Source organism: Nocardioides sp. Root151 (assembly GCF_001427925.1).
Classification (GTDB): Bacteria; Actinomycetota; Actinomycetes; order Propionibacteriales; family Nocardioidaceae; genus Nocardioides.
The window spans coordinates 1224493-1243616 of record NZ_LMGG01000004.1; the positions used below are offsets into that span (position 1 = coordinate 1224493).

The window sequence follows — 19124 nt, forward strand, 5'->3', positions numbered from 1 at the left end:
CATCAGGCCAGGTGTTGACCGCAATTCCGATCTCAGTCATCGAGGTCGACGAGCGCCCGGTGGTCCGCCGCGACGCCGTGCAACGGGCACGGCTGGCCGGGCGGGCGCGGGCACAGCACCCACACCTCGTCGGCGACCACGCGATAGAGCCGGTACGGCGAGGGCTCGGTCATCTCGTCGCGCGAGGAGGCAGCGTGCAGGCGCTCGGCCGCCCGCGGGTAGGCCTCCAACGCCTCGTCGAGGTCGGGCCCGGAGAGCGGAGCGGCCTGGCCGACGGCGTACACCGCCCGGCCGTGGTACGGCGCGACCGTCGAGTCGAAGACGGTCAGGCTGACCCTCGGTTGTCGCTCGAGATTGCGCGAGTGGACGGAGTCGGTGGCCGACTGCCAGAAGAACTCACGCACCCCGCGCGACGAGAAGTAGACCGGCGACGTCCACGGATGGCCCGCGTCGTCGACCGTGCCGAGCACCAGATAGCGAGTCGCGTCGACGATGTTGAGCGCATGCACCCGAAGGTGGTGGTTCATCAATGCCTCCTCGTCCGGTCATCACCGATCATGCTGCGCCGATCCACCCGCGTCCACCTTCGGGTCGGCATCAGTGGAGTCAGGTGAGCCGGGCCAGCCGCACCACTGCGCGGTCGAGGCGTCCCTCCTCCGCGACGATCGCGCGCTGCCGGGCGGCGCCGGTGCCCCGGGAGAACACCCGGTCGACGCCTTCCTGGACCCGTGCGGTGTCACCCGTCGCCTCCAGCGCCGACGCCACATGGGCGACCAGTGACTCCACCACCTCACGGGCCGGCTTCGGCCGGTGGGTGACCGGGTCGAGGAGGTCACCGGAGGTGCCGCGCTTGCCTGCCTGCCACATGGCCAGCCGCAACAGGGCGACGGAGGCGGAGTCCGGCTCGACACCCCGGCGCCAGTCGGCGGCCGCCGTCGAGACCAGCCCCCGGGCCAGCGCTGCGACGAGCACGGCGTCGCGCGGGTCCAGGCACACGTCGGCCACCCGCACCTCGAGCGTGGGGTACCTGCGTGACGGCCGGGCGTCGAAGTAGGCCATTCCCTCGTCGAGGGGCACTCCGGTGTCGGTGAGCCTGCGCAGGTGCTCGTCGTACGCCCGTCCGCTGCCGAAGACCTCGGTCGGCCCGTTGGTCGGCCACCGGGTCAGTGCCTGCGACCGGTAGCTGTCGTAGCCGGAGTCGGTTCCCTGCCAGTACGGCGAGTTGGCGCTCACCGCGAGCAGCACCGGCAGCCACACCCTGATCCGGTCCAGTGCGCCGACTGCCTCGTCGTCGGAGGAGACCGAGACGTGCACGTGGCAGCCGCAGGTGAGCTGCTCGCTCGCGGTCAGGCCGAAGCGGTCCGCCATCTCGGAGTAACGCTCGTCGTCGAAGGTCTGGGGTCGCACCGGCAGCGGGGTGGTGCCACTGGCCAGCACCAGCGTCCCGGACTCGGCCGCGGCCGCACGTGCCTTCTCACGCCACGTGCCCAGCTGGATCTCGAGCAGGCCGAGGTCCTCCTCGGGAGGCGTGTCCGTCTCGACCTGCTGCTCCTGGAGCTCCGGTCCGACGGAACCACCGACGTCGTCCGCGTCGGCCTCACCGTCGCCGTGCCGGGCCGCCACGCGCAGCACGTGGCTGGCAGTCGACCGTGGTGCGCCGGTCTCGGCGTCCACGAGCAGGAGCTCCTCCTCGACCCCGACTGTCCTGAACAGATCCGGGGTACCTGTCCTGGAGCGTTCGTTCATCGCGCTTCGCACCTGCCCTTCGTCGGCCGGAAGGTCTCCCACCGCCATGTGTCGCCTCTTCGGATACGTCACCCAGTCCCCGTGCTCGGTCGCCGACCTGCTCGGCGAGGAGGGCCTCGCCGCGTTCACGTCGTTGACCTCGGTCCACTCCGACGGTTGGGGCATGGCGTGGCACGCAAAGGACGGCACCACCCGCACGTCCAACTCGCCGCGCTCGGCCGACATCGACGAGACCTACGGAATGCTCGTGCGCGAGCCGCTCTCCGGTGCGGGTCTGGTGCACCTGCGCTGGGCGACCGGAGGCCTCGAGGTCCGGCCCGAGAACACACATCCGTTCTTCGCCCACGACGCCGCGTTCGCGCACAACGGCCACATCCACCCGATCGCCGAGCTCGAGGCCCTGTTGACCCCCAAGACGCGGTCGATGCTGCGTGGCGACACCGACAGTGAGCGCTACTTCCGCTTCGTCCACCAGAGCGTCGAGGAGCACGACGACGAGGCGGTGGGCGTGACCACTGCCCTCAGCACGCTGATCAAGAAGTTCCCCCGGTGCAGCCTGAACGCGCTGATGCTGACACCGACCCACATGTTCGCCATCCACATCAACTCGCGCGCCGACTCGCCACTGCGGGCACTGCGCGAGCTCTTCGACGACGAGGGCGAGATCCCGCCGCGGCACACGACGGAGTACTTCGCGATGGACTACCGCGAGCACGACGGCCGGCTCGAGATCGTCTCCAGCGGCCTGGGCCAGCCCGGCTGGACACCGGTGCCGGCGGACACCGCCGTCATGGTCGACCTCGCCACCCTGGAGGTCACCCGCCTGGATCCGATCGCCATTCTCGATGTGGATGGCATCGACGTCGACGGCTCCTGAGCCCCCGTCGTACGACGGCCTGCCGTTCATGGTGCTACCCGGTCAACTCGTGGCCGGGTACGGCGACTTCGCCAGCAGCCCGGCAAGGTGAGACGCATTGAGTGCCAGCGTCCTGGTGGTCTCGACGGTCTTCTCCGGGGTGGGCTGCTTGTCCTTGTAGTCGACGCCCTGCATCGCTTCCCCCACCCAGTAGGTCACCGCATTGGCGGGCAGGCTGAACCCGACATCGCTGAGCGCCTGGCAGAGCTCGGCGGTCACGTGGTGGGCGCCGTCCTCGTTGCCGACCACGCCGATGCCGGCGACCTTGTCATAGGTCAGCATGCGGCCGTCGTCGTCCGTCTCCGAGAGCTCGGCATCGAGGCGTTCGAGCACCATCTTGCACACCGACGACGGCTGGCCCAGCCAGATCGGGGTGACTAGCACGAGGATGTCGGCGGCCAGCACCTTCTCGCGCAGCACCGGCCATTCGTCTCCGTCACCCTCGTCGGTGCTCACCCCGAAACGCACGTCGTGGTCCACGACGCGCTGCATCTCGCCGGTCACCCCGTGGTCCAGCAGCGCAGCGAGGACCTGTGATCCGAGGAGCTCGGAACTGGACTCGGCCGGCGAGGACTTGAGCGTGCAGTTGAGGATGAGGCAGCTGAGGGAAGTCACGGAGGTCAGCTCCCCGGCCAGTCCCCGGTGACCCTCTCGAAGGCCCGCGCTCCCCCGCGCTCGGTCAGGGCACGCACCACTGCGTAGATCGCGCCCTGGACCACGGCGGCAGCGAGGATCTCCTTGAGCGCGTACTCGCTCTCGAGGGGCTTCGGGGGATCTGCACGATCGCCATGGGCGGCGCGCTTCCACACCCACCGGAAGACCGAGCTCGCCAGGAGGCCGGCCACGACGGACGTGACCAGCCCCACTGGGCGGTAGAGCACCTTCGCGGAGGTGCTGCCGCTGCGTTCGTTGGCCATCTCTACGTGAAGAGGCTGACGCCGCCGGGTCCGACGAGCAGTCCGACGATGATCAGGACTGCCCCCCAGAGGATCTGTCCTCGCACCAGCGAGACGATTCCGCTGACCACCAGAATGACGGCCAAGATCCACAAGACGAGTGCCATGTGACCCTCCCAAGTCTGCGACCGGCCGGATGCCGGGTCGCGTGGCCGTCCCGGTACCCCGAACCGACGGTTTCACCCGTCCGGTTGCCGAACGAGCCCTAGTCGCCACCAGGTTCAGGCTCCAGCAACCGCTCGAGCCCGACCCTCATGTGCATCTTCTCCAGGCGGGTCAGCTCGTCCTCCGCGCGGCGCAGGAGCTCGTCCAGTACACGCTCGTCGAGCCGCGAGTCATGCGGCGCCAGTGCGCGCAGCAGCTGCCAGCCGCTCCGCTTGCCGGAGACCGCCGTACGCAACATCTCCAGCTCGAGCACGTCGGTGAGCGGGGAGCGCCGGACGATCCGCCCGTTCGGCTTGAGGCGACCCAGCAGCTCGGCGAGACGAGCACCGGTGGCCGCGACGGATGACGGTTTCCCGCCGACCTTGAGGATGATCTGTCGCAGCGCTTCACGATCGTCGTTGACCGCCGCCGCCATGAGCCGGATCTCCGCGGCCACCTCCGGATCGCCGTGCGTGCGTCCGACGCGCTCGAACAAGGCGACGCCGGCGCTCGAGCCGGCCCAGTGGTGCTGGAGCTGTCCGAGCAGCAGGTCGTCGTCCATGGGTGTCCTCGATTCGTAGGGGAACCTGCACCCCGGTACCCGTTCGCAGGAAAGGGACCCCCGGCACCGGTAGTTTGGCGCCGTGAACGGATCCACGCCCGCCGTCGTCGTCATCGACATGCAGGACGCCTTCTTCTCCTCCGGCCCGCTCGCACCCCGGGCAGGCGATCTCGCCGCACGGTGCAGCGAGCTGCACCACTGGGCCGGGCGCAGAGGTGTCCCGGTCTTCCAGGTGCGCACCGAGCATCTCCCTGACCGGTCGACCTGGACCCTGAACATGCTGGAGGACGACATGGGCTTCCTCATCGCCGGGGACAGTGACGCACAGCCGCTCCCCGGGCTGGCCTCCGACGGCGCGATCGAGGTCGTGAAGACACGCGACAGCGCGTTTCACGGGACCGACTTCGAGGCCCGGCTGAGCGCACGCGGCATCGACCTGCTCATCGTCGCCGGGGTGTCGACGCACACCTGTGTGGCGGCCACTGCAGCGGACGCCTACGCCCACGACCTCCACGTCGTGCTGGTCGAGGACGCGATCGCCTCGCACCGACCGGAGCTGCATGAGCCGACGCTGGGGATGCTGTGCGACGAGTTCAGGTTCCGAAGGCTCTGCACCTCCGACCTGCTCACCGGTCCGGACAGCCTGATCTCACGCACTGGCTGACCTCGACCACAGGGCATACGGGGCCACGCGGCGGGTACCGCGCGGCACATGCGCACCTCCCAGACCCCGGCCGCCCGGCAGCTCACCTTCGGCGATCTCACGATCGTGTACGACGAGCGCGTGCTCGAGCCACGTCCGTGGACCGCGGCGCAGTCGGCGTGGGCCGCGGAGCTGGCCCTCGCCGTACCGCCGGGGAGACTGCTCGAGCTCTGCACAGGTGCCGGTCACATCGGCCTGTTGGCGATCGCGAGCACCGGACGCGACGGCGTGCTGGTCGACATCGACGCCGTGGCCTGCGACTTCGCGGCCGGCAACGCGGCCGTGGCCGGCCTGGCCGAGCGGGTGGAGGTTCGCCGACGGCCGGTGGACGACTGCCTCGACGCGGACGAGGTCTTCCCGCTGGTGATCGCCGACCCGCCCTGGGTCCCGGCAGTCCACACCGATCGCTTCCCGGAAGACCCGCTGGTCGCGATCGACGGTGGGGATGACGGGCTGGCACTGGCCCGGGCCTGCCTGCTCACCATCGACCGTTGCCTCCACAGCGATGGTCTCGCGGTGCTCCAGCTGGGAAGCGTCGCCCAGGCCGACGACCTCGGGGACTGGATGGTCGGCGAGGTCGACCTCATCGCATCGGAGGTCCGCGCCTTCGGGAAGCGCGGTGTCCTGGTGCTGCTCCGTCGACCCGGCTGAGACCGGTCCCGGCGGGTACCGCAGCGGCCCGCTCATCCCATGGAGGTCACCCATGCAGCTGCCCGCACCGCGCGGTCCACTGAGCCAGCAGGTGAGGCTGGTCCTGTCCGGACGGGCCACGCAAGGCTCCATGGACTGGTCTTCGGTGACCTCACTGCCGCGCCCTGCCGACCGGATCCTCCACGACGAGGACTTCCAGCTGGCGTTGTGGATGCTCTTCGAGCTGCACTACCGCGGTTTCGACGCGGTCGACCCCGATCTCGAATGGGACCCGCTGCTGATCCACTCGCGCGGCATGCTCGAGGCCTCCCTGGAGAGCCTGCTCCGCGACCTCACCGCGGACGACGTACGACGGGCCAACCGCGCCGGTGGCTGCTTCACGAACCGACTGAGCGGCCTCATCGACGAGCTCGACGGCGGCTCGCTGGCCACGTTCCTGCAGCGGCGCGCCACCTCGGAGCAGTTCGCCGACTTCATGCGTCGACGCAGCATCTACCACCTCAAGGAGTCGGATCCGCAGAGCTTCGTGCTCCCCCGCATCGACGGCCCTGCCAAGGTCGCCCTGGCCGAGCTCCAGTACGACGAGTACGGGGCCGGCCGTGCCGACCGACTGCACGCCGGGCTCTTCGCCGACGCGCTCAACGCGCTGGGTCTCGACAGCACGTACGGCGCCTACATCGAGGAGGCGGATGCCACCACGCTCGCGGTCAACAACGTGATGTCGATGTTCGCGCTGCGCCGTCGGCTCCGCGGTGCCTCCCTCGGTCACCTCGCGGCGTTCGAGGCGACCAGCTCGGCACCGTGTCGACGCATCCTCTCCGGCATCCAGCGCCTCGGTCTCCCTGCCGCGACGGCTCTCTACTTCGACGAGCACGTCGAGGCCGACGCCGTGCACGAGCAGCTCGCGATCCGCTCGATCTGCGCCGCCATGGTCGAGGGTGAACCCGGCCTCGCCGACGACGTCCTCTTCGGCGCCGCGAGCTGTCTCCGGGTCGAGGCGATCGCCTCCGAGACGCTGGTGGAGACCTGGGAGTCGCACCAGCTCGTCGAGGCGCCGGCATGAGCGAAGTCCCCACGGCCGACGCGCAGGACGTGCGCACGCAGGCATGCCCTGGCGGGCCCCTCCTGGTGCGGGGAGCAGCCACCTGGGTCGACAGCGACGGGATCGAGCATCCGGTCACCAGGCCGGTGGTGGCGGTGTGCCGCTGCGAGAGGTCGCAGCGCCTGCCGTGGTGCGACGGCACCCACAAGTTCGTGACACGGACCGCCCCCTCGGTCGCGTGACACCACCGGCTGACGGCATGGACTTCGGCGGGCGGGGTACGGGAGGACATGCTCCGTCTTGTCTCGCTGACGCTGTCCGGGCTGCTCCTGTGCAGCGCGTGCAGCTCCGGCCACGAGGACGACGTACGACGAACGGCCCGCGAGTTCGAGCAGGCGGTCGAGGCCGGTGACTGGGCGCGGGCCTGCGCCCAGCTCGCGCCGACCACCCGCGACGACCTCGTGCAGTCTGCCGGTGCGCCGTGTGACGAGGCACTGGCCGACGAGCGGCTGCCACCACCGGGCAGCGCAAGCGAGGTCGCCGTGTTCGGGACCACCGGCCAGGTGCGCTACGACCACGACACCCTGTTCCTCTCGCGCCACGACGGCGACTGGCGGGTCGACGCTGCCGGCTGCACGGTCCGGCACTCCAAGCCCTACGACTGCCAACTCCAGGGAGGCTGAGATGCGCGTCGTCTTCGTGGCATACCTGGCCATGATCGCCGCAGGGCTCGCCTACAGCCTTGCCATCGCCCTGCGGCACCAGTGAGGTGAGATGACGATGCGTCGTTTCGTCAGGGAGAACTCACTCAGCATCTTCTTCGCCGTCCTGTTCCTGGCGGCGTTGGTCGGTCAGGCGTTCGCCGGTTGGCACCAGGTCAACGACCAGCAGCTGGGCGAGGGCGCGGACCGGATCCCGATCGGCACGTACCTGACGTCGGCCGACTTCGCGGTGGACGTGATGGAGAACTGGCAGAGCGAGTACCTCCAGTTCCTGCTCTACATCCTGGCCACGGTCTGGTTCCTGCAGAAGGGGTCGCCCGAGTCGAAGGTGCTGCACAAGGCGGGGCTCGAGTCCGACGAGGACCAGAAGGTCGGCCCGTACGCCACGGAGGACTCGCCACTGTGGGCGCGGGTCGGCGGCCTGCGCACGACGATCTACTCGTGGTCGCTGGCCCTCGTCATGGCCACGGTGTTCTTCCTGTCGTGGTTGGGACAGTCGATCGGCGGCTGGGCGGCGTACAACGAGACCCGGCTCGGCCAACGCCGTGACCCGATCTCCTGGCACGCCTACCTGGCGAATGCGGACTTCTGGGCACGCACCCTGCAGAACTGGCAGTCGGAGTTCCTGGCGGTCGGTTCGATGGCCGTCCTGGCGATCTACCTGCGGCAGCGGGGGTCACCGGAGAGCAAGCCGGTGGGCTCGGCGCACACCGCAACCGGCATCGAGGGCTGACCCTGCTGGTCAGCCCGCCGCCTCGCGCAGCGCGTCCAGCAAGGGCCGGGCCGCCTCGTCGAGGAAACGGTCGTTCGTGGACCCGCCGACCTGTACGACGGCCACGTCGGTGAAGCCGGTCTCCCAGAACGGTCGGACCGAGTCGACGATCGCGTCGAGGTCGGGGCCGCACGCGATCGAGGAGGCGACGTCCTCCGGCCGCACGAACTTCGAGGCCCCCGCGAACCCGGACGTCGTCGGCAGGTCGCTGTTGACCGCCCACCCACCGCCGAACCAGCGGAACTGCGCGTGCGCCCGTGCCGTCGCGGCGTCCGCGTCGGTGGGGTCCCAGCTGATCGGGAGCTGCCCGATGCCGCGGGCGCCGTCGGTGCCGATCTGCGCGGCTCCTTTCGTGCGGTTCCACGCCGCGACCAGCTCCGCGTCGGGCTCGACGCCGATCAGGTGGTCGGCCAGGGGTGCGCAACGCTCAGTGACCTGCGCACCACCGACCGCCAGCCCGATCGGCACCCGCTGGTCGGGCAGGTCCCAGAGCCGTGCCGCATCCACCTGGAAGTGCATGCCGCGGTAGTCCACGAGGCCGCCGTCGAACAGGTCGGAGATGATCTCCATCGCCTCGGCCAGCATCTCGTGACGCGTGTCGACCGCAGGCCAGCCTGCGCCGACGACGTGTTCGTTGAGGTTCTCCCCGCTCCCGACCCCCAGCGTGAACCGCCCGCCCGAGAGCAGCTGCATGGTCGCTGCCTTCTGGGCCACCACGGCCGGGTGGTAGCGCATCGTCGGGCAGGTCACGTAGGTCATCAACGGGATCCGGGTGGTCGCCTGGGCGACCGCGCCCAGCACGCTCCAGGCGTACGGCGCGTGGCCCTGCTCCACGAGCCACGGCGAGTAGTGGTCGCTCATCACGAGGAAGTCGAAGCCGGCCTCCTCCGCCGCCACCGCGTGGCGCACCAGGTCCACGGGGCCGGCCTGCTCGGTCATCAGCGTGTAGCCGAACGACACCATGGCTCGACCCTCAGCGCCGACGGCGCCAGATGACCAGTGCGGTGAGGGTGGCGGCCACGGCCGCGGCCACTGCCAGCTGCGGGACGTGAGATCGCGCCTGCTTCTTCACGTCGAACTTCTCGCCCAGCTGCTCCAGGGTCTGGCCCAGGCGCTCTCGGGTCTCCTCGATGTCGCGCTCGAACTCAGCCTCTCCGACGGGTCCACGGGTCTCGTCAGTTGCCATGGCCGGCTCCCTTCAGCTCGTTGATGTCCTGCTTGACGCTGGCCACCGCCTTGTCCGGCGTCGGCGGCGTCCCCTCGGCGACCTGCTTCTTGCCCACGATCGCGGCCACGCCGGTGGCCGCGAACAGCACGAGCGTCACCACCAGGGCGGCCAACCAGGCGTCCATGGCCAGCGCCAGGGCGAGGATCGCGGTGGTGATCAGGGTGCCGAGACCGAACAGGCCGAGAATTCCGGCGGCCCCGAAGAGCCCGGCGCCGATGCCGGCACTCCTCGCCTTGCCGGTCATCTCCGCCTTGGCCAGGCCGATCTCGTCGCGCACAAGGCGACGGGTGTCGTCGGAGAGCTGGCGCAGGAGTTCGGCGGTCGACGGCGTCGCCGCCGGATCAGGATCGGTCATCGGAGCCTCCCGAGGATTGCGTGAGGACGTGCCGGGTCACCCACGCGGTACCCACCGTGGCGAGGGCCAGACCCCGGCCGACCTACTCCTCGAAGACGTGCATCGCGGCCTCCTCGGCGGAGGCACCGGCTCCGTCGATGCCCTCGTCGTGGCCGACCAACGTCGACTCGTCGTCCTCGCCCATGCCCTCGTCGGGACTGGTCAGCCGTCCGGCGCGCTCCTCACCCACCTCACCGGTGACCGGGCCGTCGAGGATGTCCGCGTCGACCTCGGCCTGCACGCCGTCCCAGACCTCGGGTTCCTCCTGCGCGAGTCGCTCGTCGATGGACTCGCCCTCGAGCTCCTCGCGGGCGGTGACGCCCTTGGCCGTCACGCCACGTGGTCGCTCGGGGGGCGAGATGCCCTCGTCGAGGATGTCGTCCACGCCCCTGTCGTCGAGCGTGTCCTCTGGCTGCAGTTGATCGCTCATGTCCCGACGTTAACCCGCTACCCGGGAGAACCCCAGCGCCAGCGGTTCGGCGACGTACGCCGTCAGTCGGCGATGGCGACGAAGCGGCCGTCGGGCGTGACCGGGTGGTCCTCGTTGATCGCCTCGACCGCCTCGGTGAGCTCGGGCGGGGCCTCGAGCGGACGACGGTCGAGATGCACGCCGGCGATCATGCAGCGCACCGATCCGCCGGCGAGCTCGATCGTCGGGATCTCGACGTCGACGATCTCGCACGACTCCTCGATCGCCTCGACCTGCTCGGGCGAGAGGCTGCGCCGGGCCCGGGCGGACATCGCCATGATGTAGCGGCGCTTGCCCTCCGGCGTACGACCGCACAGCTCGACGGCGTTGCCGGCGAACTCCCGGACCTGGTGCTCGGTGATCTCGACGACCCTGCGGCCGTTGACGGAGAGCCGTTCACGAACCTCTTCGCGGCGGCGGAGGTCGGGGATCATCCCGAGGGCGAAGAGTGCCACGTCCGTGCCCACACAGCCGATCACGTTGGTGTGGTAGACCGGCACGCCGTCGGAGTCGACCGCGTCGAAGGCCATCGGCTCGTAGCCGAAGTCGGTGCAGAACCGCTCGAGGACATGGGTGTCGGCACGGTGGCTGCGCGCGGTGTAGGCGACCCGCGAGACGTGGTCGAGCACCATCGCACCGGTGCCCTCGAGGAAGATGCCGTCGGGCTCGAGGCCGGAGTAGTCGATGATCGTCTGCACCCGGTACGACGACTTCAGCATCTCGAGCACGTCGGCCCGTCGCTCGTGGCGGCGGTTGGAGGCGTACATCGGATAGACCGCGATGTTGCCGCCGGCGTGGGTCGAGAGCCAGTTGTTCGGGAAGACGCTGTCGGGCCGGGTGTGGTCCTCGTCCTCGAAGACGTGCACCCGCACGCCGGCATCCTTGAGTGCACTCGCCAGGGCGTCCATCTCGGCCAGCGCGCGGGTGGCGGTGGCGTCCTCGGACTGCCCTGCGGGCGCATCGGACTGGAAGGCGTTGTCGGCCGCGGTCGCCGGGTTCGGCGTGAAGCGCTTGGCTCGGATCAGGATCACTGCGGAAGGGGCTTGGGCACTCACCCAGCGGAATCTAGACCATGCGCCGCACGTGCGCCGAAACCACCCGTTTCGGTGATGCCACCGGCGCCTTTGCCGATCTACGTTGGAGGGGCGGGGGTCATGCCCCGATGCGGAAGAAGGACCCGCGATGAGCACCACGACACGTGCGCTCGACGAACAACTGCTTGAAGCACTGGCGGGCCAGGCGATCACCGACATCGGCGCCGCCCTGAACGGCGCGCTGGTGATGATCGGCGACCACCTCGGCCTGTGGCAGGCGATGACGGACGGTGCGCCGACCAACCCCACGATGCTCGCCGAGCGAACCGGCGTCCCCTCGGCGTACCTGCACGAGTGGATGGCCGCCCAGGCCGCCAGCGGCTACCTGGAGTACGACGAGGCATCCGACATGTTCACCCTCTCCCCCGAGCAGGCGATGGTGTTCGCCGACGCCAACAGCCCGGCGTACATGGTCGGCGGCTACCACATCGTGTCGTCGGTCTACCGCGACTACCCGCGGATCGCCACAGCCATGAAGGAGGGCCACGGCTTCGGCTGGCACGAGCACGACCCGGAGCTCTTCCTGGGCACGGAGCAGTTCTTCCGACCGGGCTACCGCACCAGCCTCACCACGGAGTGGATCCCGGCCATGGACGGCATGGAGGAGAAGCTGCGCCACGGCGCGAAGGTGGCCGACGTCGGCTGCGGGCACGGCGCGTCGAGCACCCTGATGGCCAGCGCCTACCCGGCGTCGACGTTCCACGGTTTCGACTACCACGAGAGCTCGATCATCCGCGCGGTCCAGGCCGCCGAGGAGGAGGGAGTCAGCGGCAACACCGAGTTCGCGGTTGCCAGGGCGAAGGACTTCCCGGGCACCGACTACGACCTGATCTGCTTCTTCGACTGCCTGCACGACATGGGCGACCCGCTCGGCGCACTCGAGCACGCGCGCGCGGCACTCGCCGACGACGGCGCAGTGCTGCTGGTCGAGCCGTTCGCGAAGGACCGTCTGGCCGAGAACATGAACCCGATCGGCCGGGTCTTCTACGCCGCCTCGACCGTGATCTGCACCCCCTCGAGCCTCTCCCAGGAGGTGGCCACCGGCTTGGGCGCCCAGGCCGGTGAAGCCAGGCTGCACGAGATCGCCACCGCCGCCGGGTTCACCCGGTTCCGCAGGGCCACCGAGACGCCGGTCAACCTCATCCTCGAGCTGCGCCCCTGATCAACAACACCCACATCCCCACCACTGCAAGGAGGCATCACATGTTCATCCAGATCATCCAGGGCAAGTGCACGAGACAGGACGAGCTGCACGCCATGGCGGACTCGTGGCGCGAGGAGCTCGGCCCGACGGCCCGTGGGTTCCTCGGCGGCACCTACGGCTTCACCGACGACGACATGTTCATCGGCGTCGTCCGGTTCGAGTCGAGAGAGGCCGCGATGGAGAACTCGGCCAGGCCCGAGCAGGACGCGTGGGCCGGTCGGATGATGGAGCTGATGGACGGGCCCGTGGAGTTCCACGACTGCGACGACGTGACCCTGATGATGGACGGCGGATCCGACACCGCCGGCTTCGTCCAGGTGATCCGCGGCAAGGTCGAGGACCCGAGCCGACTCAAGGCGATGATGGCCGACACCGAGATGCTGCACCAGATGCGGCCGGACATCCTTGGCGCCACCCTCGCCCTCGAGGACGACGGCACCTTCACGGAGACGATTGCGTTCACCGACGAGGCCAGCGCCCGCGAGGGAGAGAAGATCGAACCGCCGGCCGACGTACGCGAGGCGCTCGACTCCGTCATGCAGGGAGCCACGTTCTACGACCTGCACCACCCCTGGTTCGAGTCAGCCTGAGCAGTCCAACCTGAGCGATCCAACCCGTGGGGCCCGTCGATCGGTCGGCAACGGCCGGTCGACGGCGGGCGCCCCACCCTCTATCCCAGCAGTGACCGGACCTCGTCGGAGGCGTAGAACGGTTCGAGCCGCGCCCGGATGATCCGCTCGAGCTCGCCGGACTCCTGCATCGCGTCGACCACGGCGGGCGCGATGCGGACCAGGTCCGCGACCAGGTCGTCGCCGGTCAGGTCGAGCTCGTCGAGCAGCTCGGTCGGCGTGAACCCGCCGAACCGGTCGAAGAACGCGTCGACGACGACCTCTCCGAGGCGTACGACGTGCGCGTCGCCGACCGTCGTGATGACCAGGTCATGGGCGGCGTCCACGATCCCCGAGATCTCCTCGCGGGTCGCGTGCCGCTCCACGCCGGCGACGGGTTCGGCGGCCACGAGGTCCCAGACCTGAAGCACGGCCTCGCGGGTCGTCGGGTCCTGAAGGGTCTCGATGATGATCCGGTTGAGGCGGCGTACGGCGAACGTGCCGCTCTTGCCGACCGCGTCGCCGATCAGCCCCTCGAACTGCTTGTCGGCAGCGCCCATCACCTTCGAGGCGGCGCTGGTGCCGAACGACATCAGCGACCCGAGCCCGGGCACCTTGTCGGCGACCGCCTTGTTGGCCTGCAGCACCTCGCCGACGATGCGTCCCATGAACCGTGACGCGACCGTGCCCACCTGCGGGCTGTCGGTCAGGCGCTCCAGTGCCCGCTCGAGGACCGGGGTCAGCCCGAGCACCTCGTCGAGCAGCGCCTCCACGCGTTCACGGGCGACCACGTCTCCGACGGGGAACGGCTCGGCCGGGCCGTCGTACGCCACGGAGACGGCCAGCTCGACGATGCCACTGACGGCGGCGCTGCCCGGAACCGTGACCAGGGCGCGCGCCACGATGGCCTTGACCGCCTCGCGGTCGACGAGGTCGGCCAGCTGGTGCTGGCCCGCCGCGGTGAAGAGGTCGTCGGCAAGCTCCGAGACCGTCTCCGCGAGCCGGTCGCCGGTCAGCTGGTCGAGGTGGAAGCGCACCTGCGCGTCGAGGAGCTTCCCGGCGAGCTCGGCCGGCCCGGATTCATTGGTGGTCACGGGCAGAACATACGGCGCCGTCCTGCTGGTGGTGTGGGCAGGTGGCGTGCAGCAGTCCGTCCTGATGACGCCGCCGATGTCACCCGGCACAATCGACGACATGGGCACACCGCAGATCACTCCGGTCCGGGGCGACATCACCACGCTCGACGTCGATGCCGTGGTCAACGCGGCAAACAACCGCATGCGCGGTGGTGGCGGCGTCGACGGTGCGATCCATCGCGCAGGCGGGCCACGGGTCCTCGCCGACTGTGTCGCCAGGTTCCCCGACGGCCTGGCCACGGGCGACGCGGGATGGACCACCGGTGGCGACCTGCCGGCGCGCTGGGTCATCCACACCGTCGGGCCCAACCTCACCGCCGGCCAGAGCGACCGGAGTCTGCTCACGTCGTGCTACCGGCGATCCCTCGAGGTCGCCGACGAGCTGGGTGCGCGCAGCGTGGCGTTCCCCCTGATCAGCGCCGGGGTCTACGGCTGGCCGCGGCGCGACTCGATCGCCGCCGCGATCGAGGTGTTCGAGTCGACCCCCACGTCCGTGCAGGTCGTGCACCTGGTCGCGTTCGACAAGGGTGCGTACGACGACGTCGAGGCCGAGCTGGGGCTCAGTCGTTGAGCTGCCAGACCCCCGGCTGGTCAGCGCTCAGCAGGCCCGTGTTCACCAGCTCGAGGCGGGCCTTGCGGGCCGCCGTACGCCACCGCAGCTCGCCCTGAGGAGACCTCTCGAGGTCGCCGGGACGAAGCTGGTCGGCCATCCGCTCCTCGATCCTGGCCAACGCGTCCTCGGTGGACAGCGCCTGGCCGGCCTCGTCGAGCACGGCCACGATGTGCGGCATGAAGTCGGCGGGTGCGGTCCAGCGTCGCGCTGCGCGCGGCGTACTCGTGGTGACCCGCGCCGGAGAAACCTTGTCCGCATCGGGCTTCTCAGGCTTGGCGACCCGGGGCTTGCGCACCGCCTTCGGCGGCTCCGCAGACGCCACCGGCTTCGGCATTCCGTGGACGCAGTTGCTGAACTTCAGGTCGCAGAGTTCGCAGTAGTCGTCTTCCCTGTCAGACATCTGATCCTCCGGTTACCTGGTGCACGACCCCATCCTTCCACCCCGTGCGTTGCCGCTGTACACCCGAGGGTCCCTGAGGAGTCCGACCGTAGGATGCGGACCACACCATGAGCCCTTCCAAGATCCCCACCGAGCCGGGCGGCCGCCGGCTGTTGCTGGCCGTCGACGCGCCGTCGTTGCTGCACCGCAACCACCACGCCCGCGCCGAGACCGGCCTGGTCGACCGCGGCGGGCGGCCGGCGTGGGCGCTGCACGGCATGCTGCGCCAGATCATCGAGGCGATCGAGCAGTTCGCCCCCGATGCCGTGATCTTCGGCATCGACGACCGGGTCTCGTCGGTGCGTGAGTCGTTCTACCCGGAGTACAAGGCCGGCCGCGCACCGAAGGACGCCGCACTCGTCGACCAGCTCGAGCGGGCCGGCGCCCTGCTCGACGCCCTCGGACTGGCCACCCTCACTCCCCCGGGCCTCGAGGCTGACGACGTCAACGCGTCGGCCGCCACCTGGGCGCGCGACAACGACTGGAACTGCGTGATCGTCACCAGTGACCGCGACTCGTTCGCGCACATCAGCGACCACACGCAGGTGCTCCGGTTGATCAACGGCGGCATGGCCAACTCGCCCCTGCTGAACCCGACCCGCCTGCGCGCGCTCTACGGTGTCGACGCCTCGAACTACCTCGACTTCGCCGCCCTGCGCGGAGACGCCAGCGACAACCTGCCCGGCGTACCGGGCATCGGGGAGAAGACCGCCCCGATCCTGCTCGACGCGATGGGGTCGATGGACGCGGTGTGGGCCGACATCGACCACTGCGAGGGAGCCACGATGGTCGCGGCACTGGACTCGTGGGCCGAGGAGCACGGCGTACGGCGACTCGGCGCCACGTTGCTCAAGCGGCTGACCGCGCCCGGTGCCCGGGAGCGCTACGACTTCAACGTGAAGATCATGGGCGGCCAGGACGACCTCGACCTCGGGCTCACTCCCGACGTACCCGGCACTCCGGGGTTGCTGCCGCTCGACGTCGAACGGGTGGCGCGGGTGCTGGGGCACCTGAACGTTCCGGCGACCACGACGATGGCGATGCGCGTGCTGACCGGCGCGCCTGCATCGTCCGCGGCGCACTGGACCTGACCGGCCGTTTCACCTGCGGTTCCCGGGGCCGGCGTCCCGTGCGACAGGTAACCAGCGGCTCCGGCGCCACCGTTCACGCTCGTCCCTGCATCGTCCGCGTCCACTTACCTGTCGGACGGGACGCCGCAGCTCTGCGGGACGGGGCACGCTCGCCTCGGCGGGTTCTCCACAGGCCGCGGCCATGGGCTTCCGGAGAGCGACAGCAGTGCATAGGCTGCCGGTGGTTCTCTCGGGAAGGACGCCACATGACGGTTTTGATCGCTTCTTCTGCTCGGCGGGTGCTCGCGCTGGTCCTGGCGCTTGCGCTGGTCCTGTTCGCCGCAAGTTGTTCGGACGACGACCCCGACTCCAACGCGGACCCCACGCCGTCGCCGAGCGACACGACGACGCCTTCCCCCACCACGAGTACGACGGCCGATGCCGAGCCCACCGAGCCTCCCGAGCCAGACGGCATGGGCGAGGACAGCAAGCGCGGCGCCGAGTTGCTGGTCCGCTACTACCTCGAGGTTGTCGACTACGCCCAACTCACAGGGGATGTGAGGAAGCTGAAGACTCTGGCGCGCCCGGGCTGCGAGGCTTGCAACACCGTCGCAACGGGGCTCCACAAGATCTACAAACAGGACGGCTTTGTCCGTGGCGGTCGGCACACCATTCAAGAGCTGAAAGTAACGCGGCTAGACAGTGGAGAACATGCGGCATTCAGGGTCGATCTCACTCTGCATAGTTCTCGCCAAACCGCTCGGGCGTCAGCCGCAGCAACTTTGGATACGGTCCCCAAGTCAGTGGATGACTTCCTGTTCGCGTTAAGCATGGATACGGACGGTCAGCTCAAGGTTGACCTGTGGCAGACCGAGTAGATCCCATGAAACTTCTTGCGCCTCTCCTCGCCGCAGTCCTCCTCGCCGCCGTTCCGACGCTCGCCTCTGAGGCTGACGCATTCCACGCCACGTCCTGCAACCAAGGCTCGACAAGTTCGGACGCTAACAAGAACACCGATGTCGTGTTTACCAAGGGCGGACTCCAAGGCGTTGGCGAGAGCCAAGCCAGGCAAGAAGACGCACCGGCCTCATCGGGCTGCAAGACTGAGAGCAACGGCTCGTTCCGGTATGAGCCGATGTGCGGCCCAGGTCAGACCGGTGGAGTCTGTGGCGTGGCCGCCCAGTGCGGCGATGACGGCGAACTGAAGCGGGAGTTCTACACGCCGTTCGGCGGCGCGGAGCAGGACAACGGACTGAAGTGCCTCGACGGCAGTACCGCCACCGAGCCGATCACCCAGACACTCATCCTGCGGGCGATGAAGCGGATCCAGCTGCCCAGGCCCAAGATGATCGTGCAGCCGCCGGGCGGCAGGACGCTGGTCAACTTCGACACCCTGTTCCGCACCGAGGCCGAGCCGATCCACCGCACCATCGGACTCCTCGGCCGCCGCGTCGAACTCGTGATCACGCCCTCCTCCTTCACCTGGCACCACGGCGACGGCACCACCCAGACCAGCACCTCCCCCGGCCTGAAGTACCAACCCAGCATCCCGATGGATTCCTACATCTCCCACCAGTACGTCGACGCCCACGTCACCGTGCAGCCCAGCGTGGACGTCGATTACTCGGCCCGCTACCGCGTCGATCGCGGGCCGTGGCTGACCGTCACCGGCACCGTGACCATGCCCGGCAACGGCGTCGACCTGCGCATCGTCGAGGGCCGCCCCACCCTCGTCGACAACTGACTGCACCCGCGGAACACGTCGCACGGGACCGCTGACCGTGCGCGGCATCGTGGCTCGACCGGACGACCTGTTCACTTGGACATGCAGTTCGCCGGCGGAAGGGGCCACAGCCACGCTCAAGGAGGGCCGGCGTACGACGAACTGCCTGTTCAAATGAGCATCGCGGCGGCGCCCGGACGAGCCGACTGTTTGAACCAGACCCCACAGGCCATGCTTGGGCACATGAGACGCCCCGCAACGCTGATCGCGCTGCTACCGATCGCACTCGCCGGCCTGGTCGCCTGCGACTCCGACGACGCCGCGGACCAGCCGAGCATCGCGGTCGCTGACATCCGCCGGATCGCCGAGACAGCGGGCGACAGTGCGAAGACCTGTCCTCTCGACCTCGAGCTGTCCGAGGCGCTCAACGGTGGGGGCGCCGAGGGCGAGATCACCACGACGAGGGTCGACGTCAACCACTCGAGCACCGAGGAGCCCGCTGAGGACCCGGTGGCGGCGCAGCTCGAGGACGGGCTGAGCCCGCTCGACGCCGCGGCCGGGGTCTTCATCGAGTGCGCGTTCACCGTGGGCGACGAGGACCTCGTGGTGACGCTGATCGCCGCGAAGGCCGGCGAACAGGCAGCGTTCAACGTGATGCTCCCAGGTCTCGGCCGGGCCGCCGAGCTGGACGAAGAAGCCCTCATGGACTACGCCGAGTCGGGCCCGTCCGTCGGCGAGGTCGAGCTGGCGGGCGAGGACGTCACGGTGCTCCGCCTGGACGTCACCGGCACCGGCGACGCCGCTCTGATGGTCGCGGGCACGGCCCTGTCCGGACTGTCCGACGGCGAGCGCCGTACGACGACAAGGAACCTGGCCCGCCAGGTCAGCGAGTCCTGATTCGAGACGACCAGGCCCGGGTGCGACCCGCACGA

Annotated in this window: 27 protein-coding genes; 14 read left to right on the forward strand and 13 right to left on the reverse strand. The window is 69.5% G+C overall.

Going from position 1 to position 19124, the window contains the following annotated elements:
• Positions 1–32: 32 nt before the first annotated feature.
• Together ASD66_RS14455 and ASD66_RS14460 are read right to left on the reverse strand one after the other, a co-directional pair.
• Entirely contained in the window at positions 33–527 is a 495-nt protein-coding gene (locus ASD66_RS14455) for a pyridoxamine 5'-phosphate oxidase family protein (protein WP_056891316.1), read from the reverse strand.
• A 79-nt stretch (positions 528–606) separates the two neighbouring features.
• A complete protein-coding gene (locus tag ASD66_RS14460; protein WP_056687748.1) occupies positions 607–1746 on the reverse strand; it encodes a glutamate--cysteine ligase in 1140 nt (379 codons plus the stop codon).
• A gap of 46 nt (positions 1747–1792) precedes the next feature.
• On the opposite strand from ASD66_RS14460, the gene ASD66_RS14465 reads away from it, so the two are divergent.
• Positions 1793–2623, forward strand: a complete 831-nt coding sequence (locus ASD66_RS14465; protein ID WP_056891317.1) for a class II glutamine amidotransferase — start codon at positions 1793–1795, stop codon at positions 2621–2623.
• Between the two features lie 42 nt (positions 2624–2665).
• On the opposite strand, the gene ASD66_RS14470 is transcribed toward ASD66_RS14465, so the two are convergent.
• The 4 genes from ASD66_RS14470 to ASD66_RS14480 form a co-directional block, all read right to left on the reverse strand.
• Positions 2666–3277 carry a flavodoxin family protein gene (locus ASD66_RS14470; protein WP_056687562.1) on the reverse strand — a complete coding sequence of 204 codons (612 nt, stop codon included), beginning with the start codon at positions 3275–3277 and terminating at the stop codon, positions 2666–2668.
• 5 nt (positions 3278–3282) lie between these two features.
• The gene (locus ASD66_RS14475; RefSeq protein WP_056891318.1) at positions 3283–3579 is read right to left on the reverse strand and encodes a DUF4235 domain-containing protein; all 297 of its coding nucleotides are present in this window, start codon (positions 3577–3579) and stop codon (positions 3283–3285) included.
• A 2-nt stretch (positions 3580–3581) separates the two neighbouring features.
• The gene (locus ASD66_RS24990; protein WP_200950045.1) at positions 3582–3725 is read right to left on the reverse strand and encodes a GPGG-motif small membrane protein; all 144 of its coding nucleotides are present in this window, start codon (positions 3723–3725) and stop codon (positions 3582–3584) included.
• A gap of 98 nt (positions 3726–3823) precedes the next feature.
• Complete coding sequence (locus tag ASD66_RS14480) at positions 3824–4324, reverse strand: hypothetical protein (RefSeq protein ID WP_056891319.1); 501 nt, start codon at positions 4322–4324, stop codon at positions 3824–3826.
• Positions 4325–4406: 82 nt separating this feature from the next.
• Here ASD66_RS14480 and ASD66_RS14485 point away from each other — a divergent pair, with 82 nt between their 5' ends.
• The 6 genes from ASD66_RS14485 (at position 4407) to ASD66_RS14510 (ending at position 8175) form a co-directional block, all read left to right on the forward strand.
• Positions 4407–4988 carry a cysteine hydrolase family protein gene (locus ASD66_RS14485; protein WP_056891320.1) on the forward strand — a complete coding sequence of 194 codons (582 nt, stop codon included), beginning with the start codon at positions 4407–4409 and terminating at the stop codon, positions 4986–4988.
• A gap of 48 nt (positions 4989–5036) precedes the next feature.
• Complete coding sequence (locus tag ASD66_RS14490; RefSeq protein WP_056891321.1) at positions 5037–5678, forward strand: RsmD family RNA methyltransferase; 642 nt, start codon at positions 5037–5039, stop codon at positions 5676–5678.
• Between the two features lie 52 nt (positions 5679–5730).
• On the forward strand, positions 5731–6741 hold the full coding sequence (locus tag ASD66_RS14495) for an iron-containing redox enzyme family protein (protein ID WP_056891322.1): 1011 nt from the start codon (positions 5731–5733) through the stop codon (positions 6739–6741).
• Positions 6738–6962, forward strand: coding sequence for a CDGSH iron-sulfur domain-containing protein (locus ASD66_RS14500; protein WP_056687575.1), 225 nt, complete (start codon positions 6738–6740; stop codon positions 6960–6962). Before ASD66_RS14495 ends, ASD66_RS14500 begins: the two co-directional genes overlap by 4 nt.
• 48 nt (positions 6963–7010) lie before the next feature.
• A complete protein-coding gene (locus ASD66_RS14505; RefSeq protein ID WP_056891323.1) occupies positions 7011–7403 on the forward strand; it encodes a hypothetical protein in 393 nt (130 codons plus the stop codon).
• A gap of 91 nt (positions 7404–7494) precedes the next feature.
• Complete coding sequence (locus tag ASD66_RS14510; RefSeq protein ID WP_235530099.1) at positions 7495–8175, forward strand: DUF6766 family protein; 681 nt, start codon at positions 7495–7497, stop codon at positions 8173–8175.
• Positions 8176–8184: 9 nt separating this feature from the next.
• Here ASD66_RS14510 and ASD66_RS14515 read toward each other — a convergent pair whose 3' ends face one another.
• The 5 genes from ASD66_RS14515 to ctlX form a co-directional block, all read right to left on the reverse strand.
• Positions 8185–9177, reverse strand: a complete 993-nt coding sequence (locus ASD66_RS14515) for a TIGR03557 family F420-dependent LLM class oxidoreductase (RefSeq protein WP_056891324.1) — start codon at positions 9175–9177, stop codon at positions 8185–8187.
• A 10-nt stretch (positions 9178–9187) separates the two neighbouring features.
• Positions 9188–9400, reverse strand: a complete 213-nt coding sequence (locus tag ASD66_RS14520; protein WP_056687581.1) for a DUF3618 domain-containing protein — start codon at positions 9398–9400, stop codon at positions 9188–9190.
• Complete coding sequence (locus ASD66_RS14525) at positions 9390–9797, reverse strand: phage holin family protein (protein ID WP_056891325.1); 408 nt, start codon at positions 9795–9797, stop codon at positions 9390–9392. Before ASD66_RS14525 ends, ASD66_RS14520 begins: the two co-directional genes overlap by 11 nt.
• Before the next feature lie 82 nt (positions 9798–9879).
• Positions 9880–10266: a DUF5709 domain-containing protein gene (locus ASD66_RS14530; protein ID WP_056687585.1), complete on the reverse strand. Its 387-nt coding sequence runs from the start codon at positions 10264–10266 to the stop codon at positions 9880–9882.
• A 62-nt stretch (positions 10267–10328) separates the two neighbouring features.
• Positions 10329–11360, reverse strand: a complete 1032-nt coding sequence (gene ctlX / locus ASD66_RS14535; RefSeq protein WP_056891326.1) for a citrulline utilization hydrolase CtlX — start codon at positions 11358–11360, stop codon at positions 10329–10331.
• 127 nt (positions 11361–11487) lie between these two features.
• Between ctlX and ASD66_RS14540 the strand changes: the two genes are divergently transcribed.
• Positions 11488–12561 carry a class I SAM-dependent methyltransferase gene (locus ASD66_RS14540; RefSeq protein ID WP_056891327.1) on the forward strand — a complete coding sequence of 358 codons (1074 nt, stop codon included), beginning with the start codon at positions 11488–11490 and terminating at the stop codon, positions 12559–12561.
• A gap of 41 nt (positions 12562–12602) precedes the next feature.
• Positions 12603–13193, forward strand: a complete 591-nt coding sequence (locus ASD66_RS14545; protein WP_056687590.1) for a hypothetical protein — start codon at positions 12603–12605, stop codon at positions 13191–13193.
• 80 nt (positions 13194–13273) lie between these two features.
• Here ASD66_RS14545 and ASD66_RS14550 read toward each other — a convergent pair whose 3' ends face one another.
• The gene (locus ASD66_RS14550; protein WP_056891328.1) at positions 13274–14305 is read right to left on the reverse strand and encodes a hypothetical protein; all 1032 of its coding nucleotides are present in this window, start codon (positions 14303–14305) and stop codon (positions 13274–13276) included.
• 100 nt (positions 14306–14405) lie between these two features.
• On the opposite strand from ASD66_RS14550, the gene ASD66_RS14555 reads away from it, so the two are divergent.
• A complete protein-coding gene (locus ASD66_RS14555; RefSeq protein WP_056891483.1) occupies positions 14406–14918 on the forward strand; it encodes an O-acetyl-ADP-ribose deacetylase in 513 nt (170 codons plus the stop codon).
• On the opposite strand, the gene ASD66_RS14560 is transcribed toward ASD66_RS14555, so the two are convergent.
• The gene (locus tag ASD66_RS14560) at positions 14908–15360 is read right to left on the reverse strand and encodes a hypothetical protein (protein WP_056891329.1); all 453 of its coding nucleotides are present in this window, start codon (positions 15358–15360) and stop codon (positions 14908–14910) included. The two genes, ASD66_RS14555 and ASD66_RS14560, sit on opposite strands and share 11 nt — an antisense overlap.
• 107 nt (positions 15361–15467) lie before the next feature.
• Here ASD66_RS14560 and ASD66_RS14565 point away from each other — a divergent pair, with 107 nt between their 5' ends.
• The 4 genes from ASD66_RS14565 (at position 15468) to ASD66_RS14580 (ending at position 19089) form a co-directional block, all read left to right on the forward strand.
• Entirely contained in the window at positions 15468–16490 is a 1023-nt protein-coding gene (locus tag ASD66_RS14565) for a 5'-3' exonuclease (RefSeq protein ID WP_082599505.1), read from the forward strand.
• A 245-nt stretch (positions 16491–16735) separates the two neighbouring features.
• Positions 16736–17347 carry a DUF6318 family protein gene (locus ASD66_RS14570; protein WP_056891330.1) on the forward strand — a complete coding sequence of 204 codons (612 nt, stop codon included), beginning with the start codon at positions 16736–16738 and terminating at the stop codon, positions 17345–17347.
• Positions 17348–17640: 293 nt separating this feature from the next.
• Positions 17641–18213: a hypothetical protein gene (locus ASD66_RS14575; protein WP_056891331.1), complete on the forward strand. Its 573-nt coding sequence runs from the start codon at positions 17641–17643 to the stop codon at positions 18211–18213.
• Positions 18214–18435: 222 nt separating this feature from the next.
• On the forward strand, positions 18436–19089 hold the full coding sequence (locus ASD66_RS14580; protein ID WP_056891332.1) for a hypothetical protein: 654 nt from the start codon (positions 18436–18438) through the stop codon (positions 19087–19089).
• Positions 19090–19124: the final 35 nt, after the last annotated feature.

Bases quoted from the DNA above. Each gene is read 5' to 3' on its own strand.
- ASD66_RS14455 (WP_056891316.1), bottom strand. From the start codon at position 527: ATGAACCACCACCTTCGGGTGCATGCGCTCAACATCGTCGACGCGACT.
- ASD66_RS14460 (WP_056687748.1), bottom strand. From the start codon at position 1,746: ATGAACGAACGCTCCAGGACAGGTACCCCGGATCTGTTCAGGACAGTC.
- ASD66_RS14465 (WP_056891317.1), top strand. From the start codon at position 1,793: ATGTGTCGCCTCTTCGGATACGTCACCCAGTCCCCGTGCTCGGTCGCC.
- ASD66_RS14475 (WP_056891318.1), bottom strand. From the start codon at position 3,579: ATGGCCAACGAACGCAGCGGCAGCACCTCCGCGAAGGTGCTCTACCGC.
- ASD66_RS24990 (WP_200950045.1), bottom strand. From the start codon at position 3,725: ATGGCACTCGTCTTGTGGATCTTGGCCGTCATTCTGGTGGTCAGCGGA.
- ASD66_RS14480 (WP_056891319.1), bottom strand. From the start codon at position 4,324: ATGGACGACGACCTGCTGCTCGGACAGCTCCAGCACCACTGGGCCGGC.
- ASD66_RS14490 (WP_056891321.1), top strand. From the start codon at position 5,037: ATGCGCACCTCCCAGACCCCGGCCGCCCGGCAGCTCACCTTCGGCGAT.
- ASD66_RS14495 (WP_056891322.1), top strand. From the start codon at position 5,731: ATGCAGCTGCCCGCACCGCGCGGTCCACTGAGCCAGCAGGTGAGGCTG.
- ASD66_RS14500 (WP_056687575.1), top strand. From the start codon at position 6,738: ATGAGCGAAGTCCCCACGGCCGACGCGCAGGACGTGCGCACGCAGGCA.
- ASD66_RS14505 (WP_056891323.1), top strand. From the start codon at position 7,011: ATGCTCCGTCTTGTCTCGCTGACGCTGTCCGGGCTGCTCCTGTGCAGC.
- ASD66_RS14510 (WP_235530099.1), top strand. From the start codon at position 7,495: ATGACGATGCGTCGTTTCGTCAGGGAGAACTCACTCAGCATCTTCTTC.
- ASD66_RS14515 (WP_056891324.1), bottom strand. From the start codon at position 9,177: ATGGTGTCGTTCGGCTACACGCTGATGACCGAGCAGGCCGGCCCCGTG.
- ASD66_RS14520 (WP_056687581.1), bottom strand. From the start codon at position 9,400: ATGGCAACTGACGAGACCCGTGGACCCGTCGGAGAGGCTGAGTTCGAG.
- ASD66_RS14525 (WP_056891325.1), bottom strand. From the start codon at position 9,797: ATGACCGATCCTGATCCGGCGGCGACGCCGTCGACCGCCGAACTCCTG.
- ASD66_RS14530 (WP_056687585.1), bottom strand. From the start codon at position 10,266: ATGAGCGATCAACTGCAGCCAGAGGACACGCTCGACGACAGGGGCGTG.
- ASD66_RS14540 (WP_056891327.1), top strand. From the start codon at position 11,488: ATGAGCACCACGACACGTGCGCTCGACGAACAACTGCTTGAAGCACTG.
- ASD66_RS14545 (WP_056687590.1), top strand. From the start codon at position 12,603: ATGTTCATCCAGATCATCCAGGGCAAGTGCACGAGACAGGACGAGCTG.
- ASD66_RS14555 (WP_056891483.1), top strand. From the start codon at position 14,406: ATGGGCACACCGCAGATCACTCCGGTCCGGGGCGACATCACCACGCTC.
- ASD66_RS14560 (WP_056891329.1), bottom strand. From the start codon at position 15,360: ATGTCTGACAGGGAAGACGACTACTGCGAACTCTGCGACCTGAAGTTC.
- ASD66_RS14565 (WP_082599505.1), top strand. From the start codon at position 15,468: ATGAGCCCTTCCAAGATCCCCACCGAGCCGGGCGGCCGCCGGCTGTTG.
- ASD66_RS14570 (WP_056891330.1), top strand. From the start codon at position 16,736: ATGACGGTTTTGATCGCTTCTTCTGCTCGGCGGGTGCTCGCGCTGGTC.
- ASD66_RS14580 (WP_056891332.1), top strand. From the start codon at position 18,436: ATGAGACGCCCCGCAACGCTGATCGCGCTGCTACCGATCGCACTCGCC.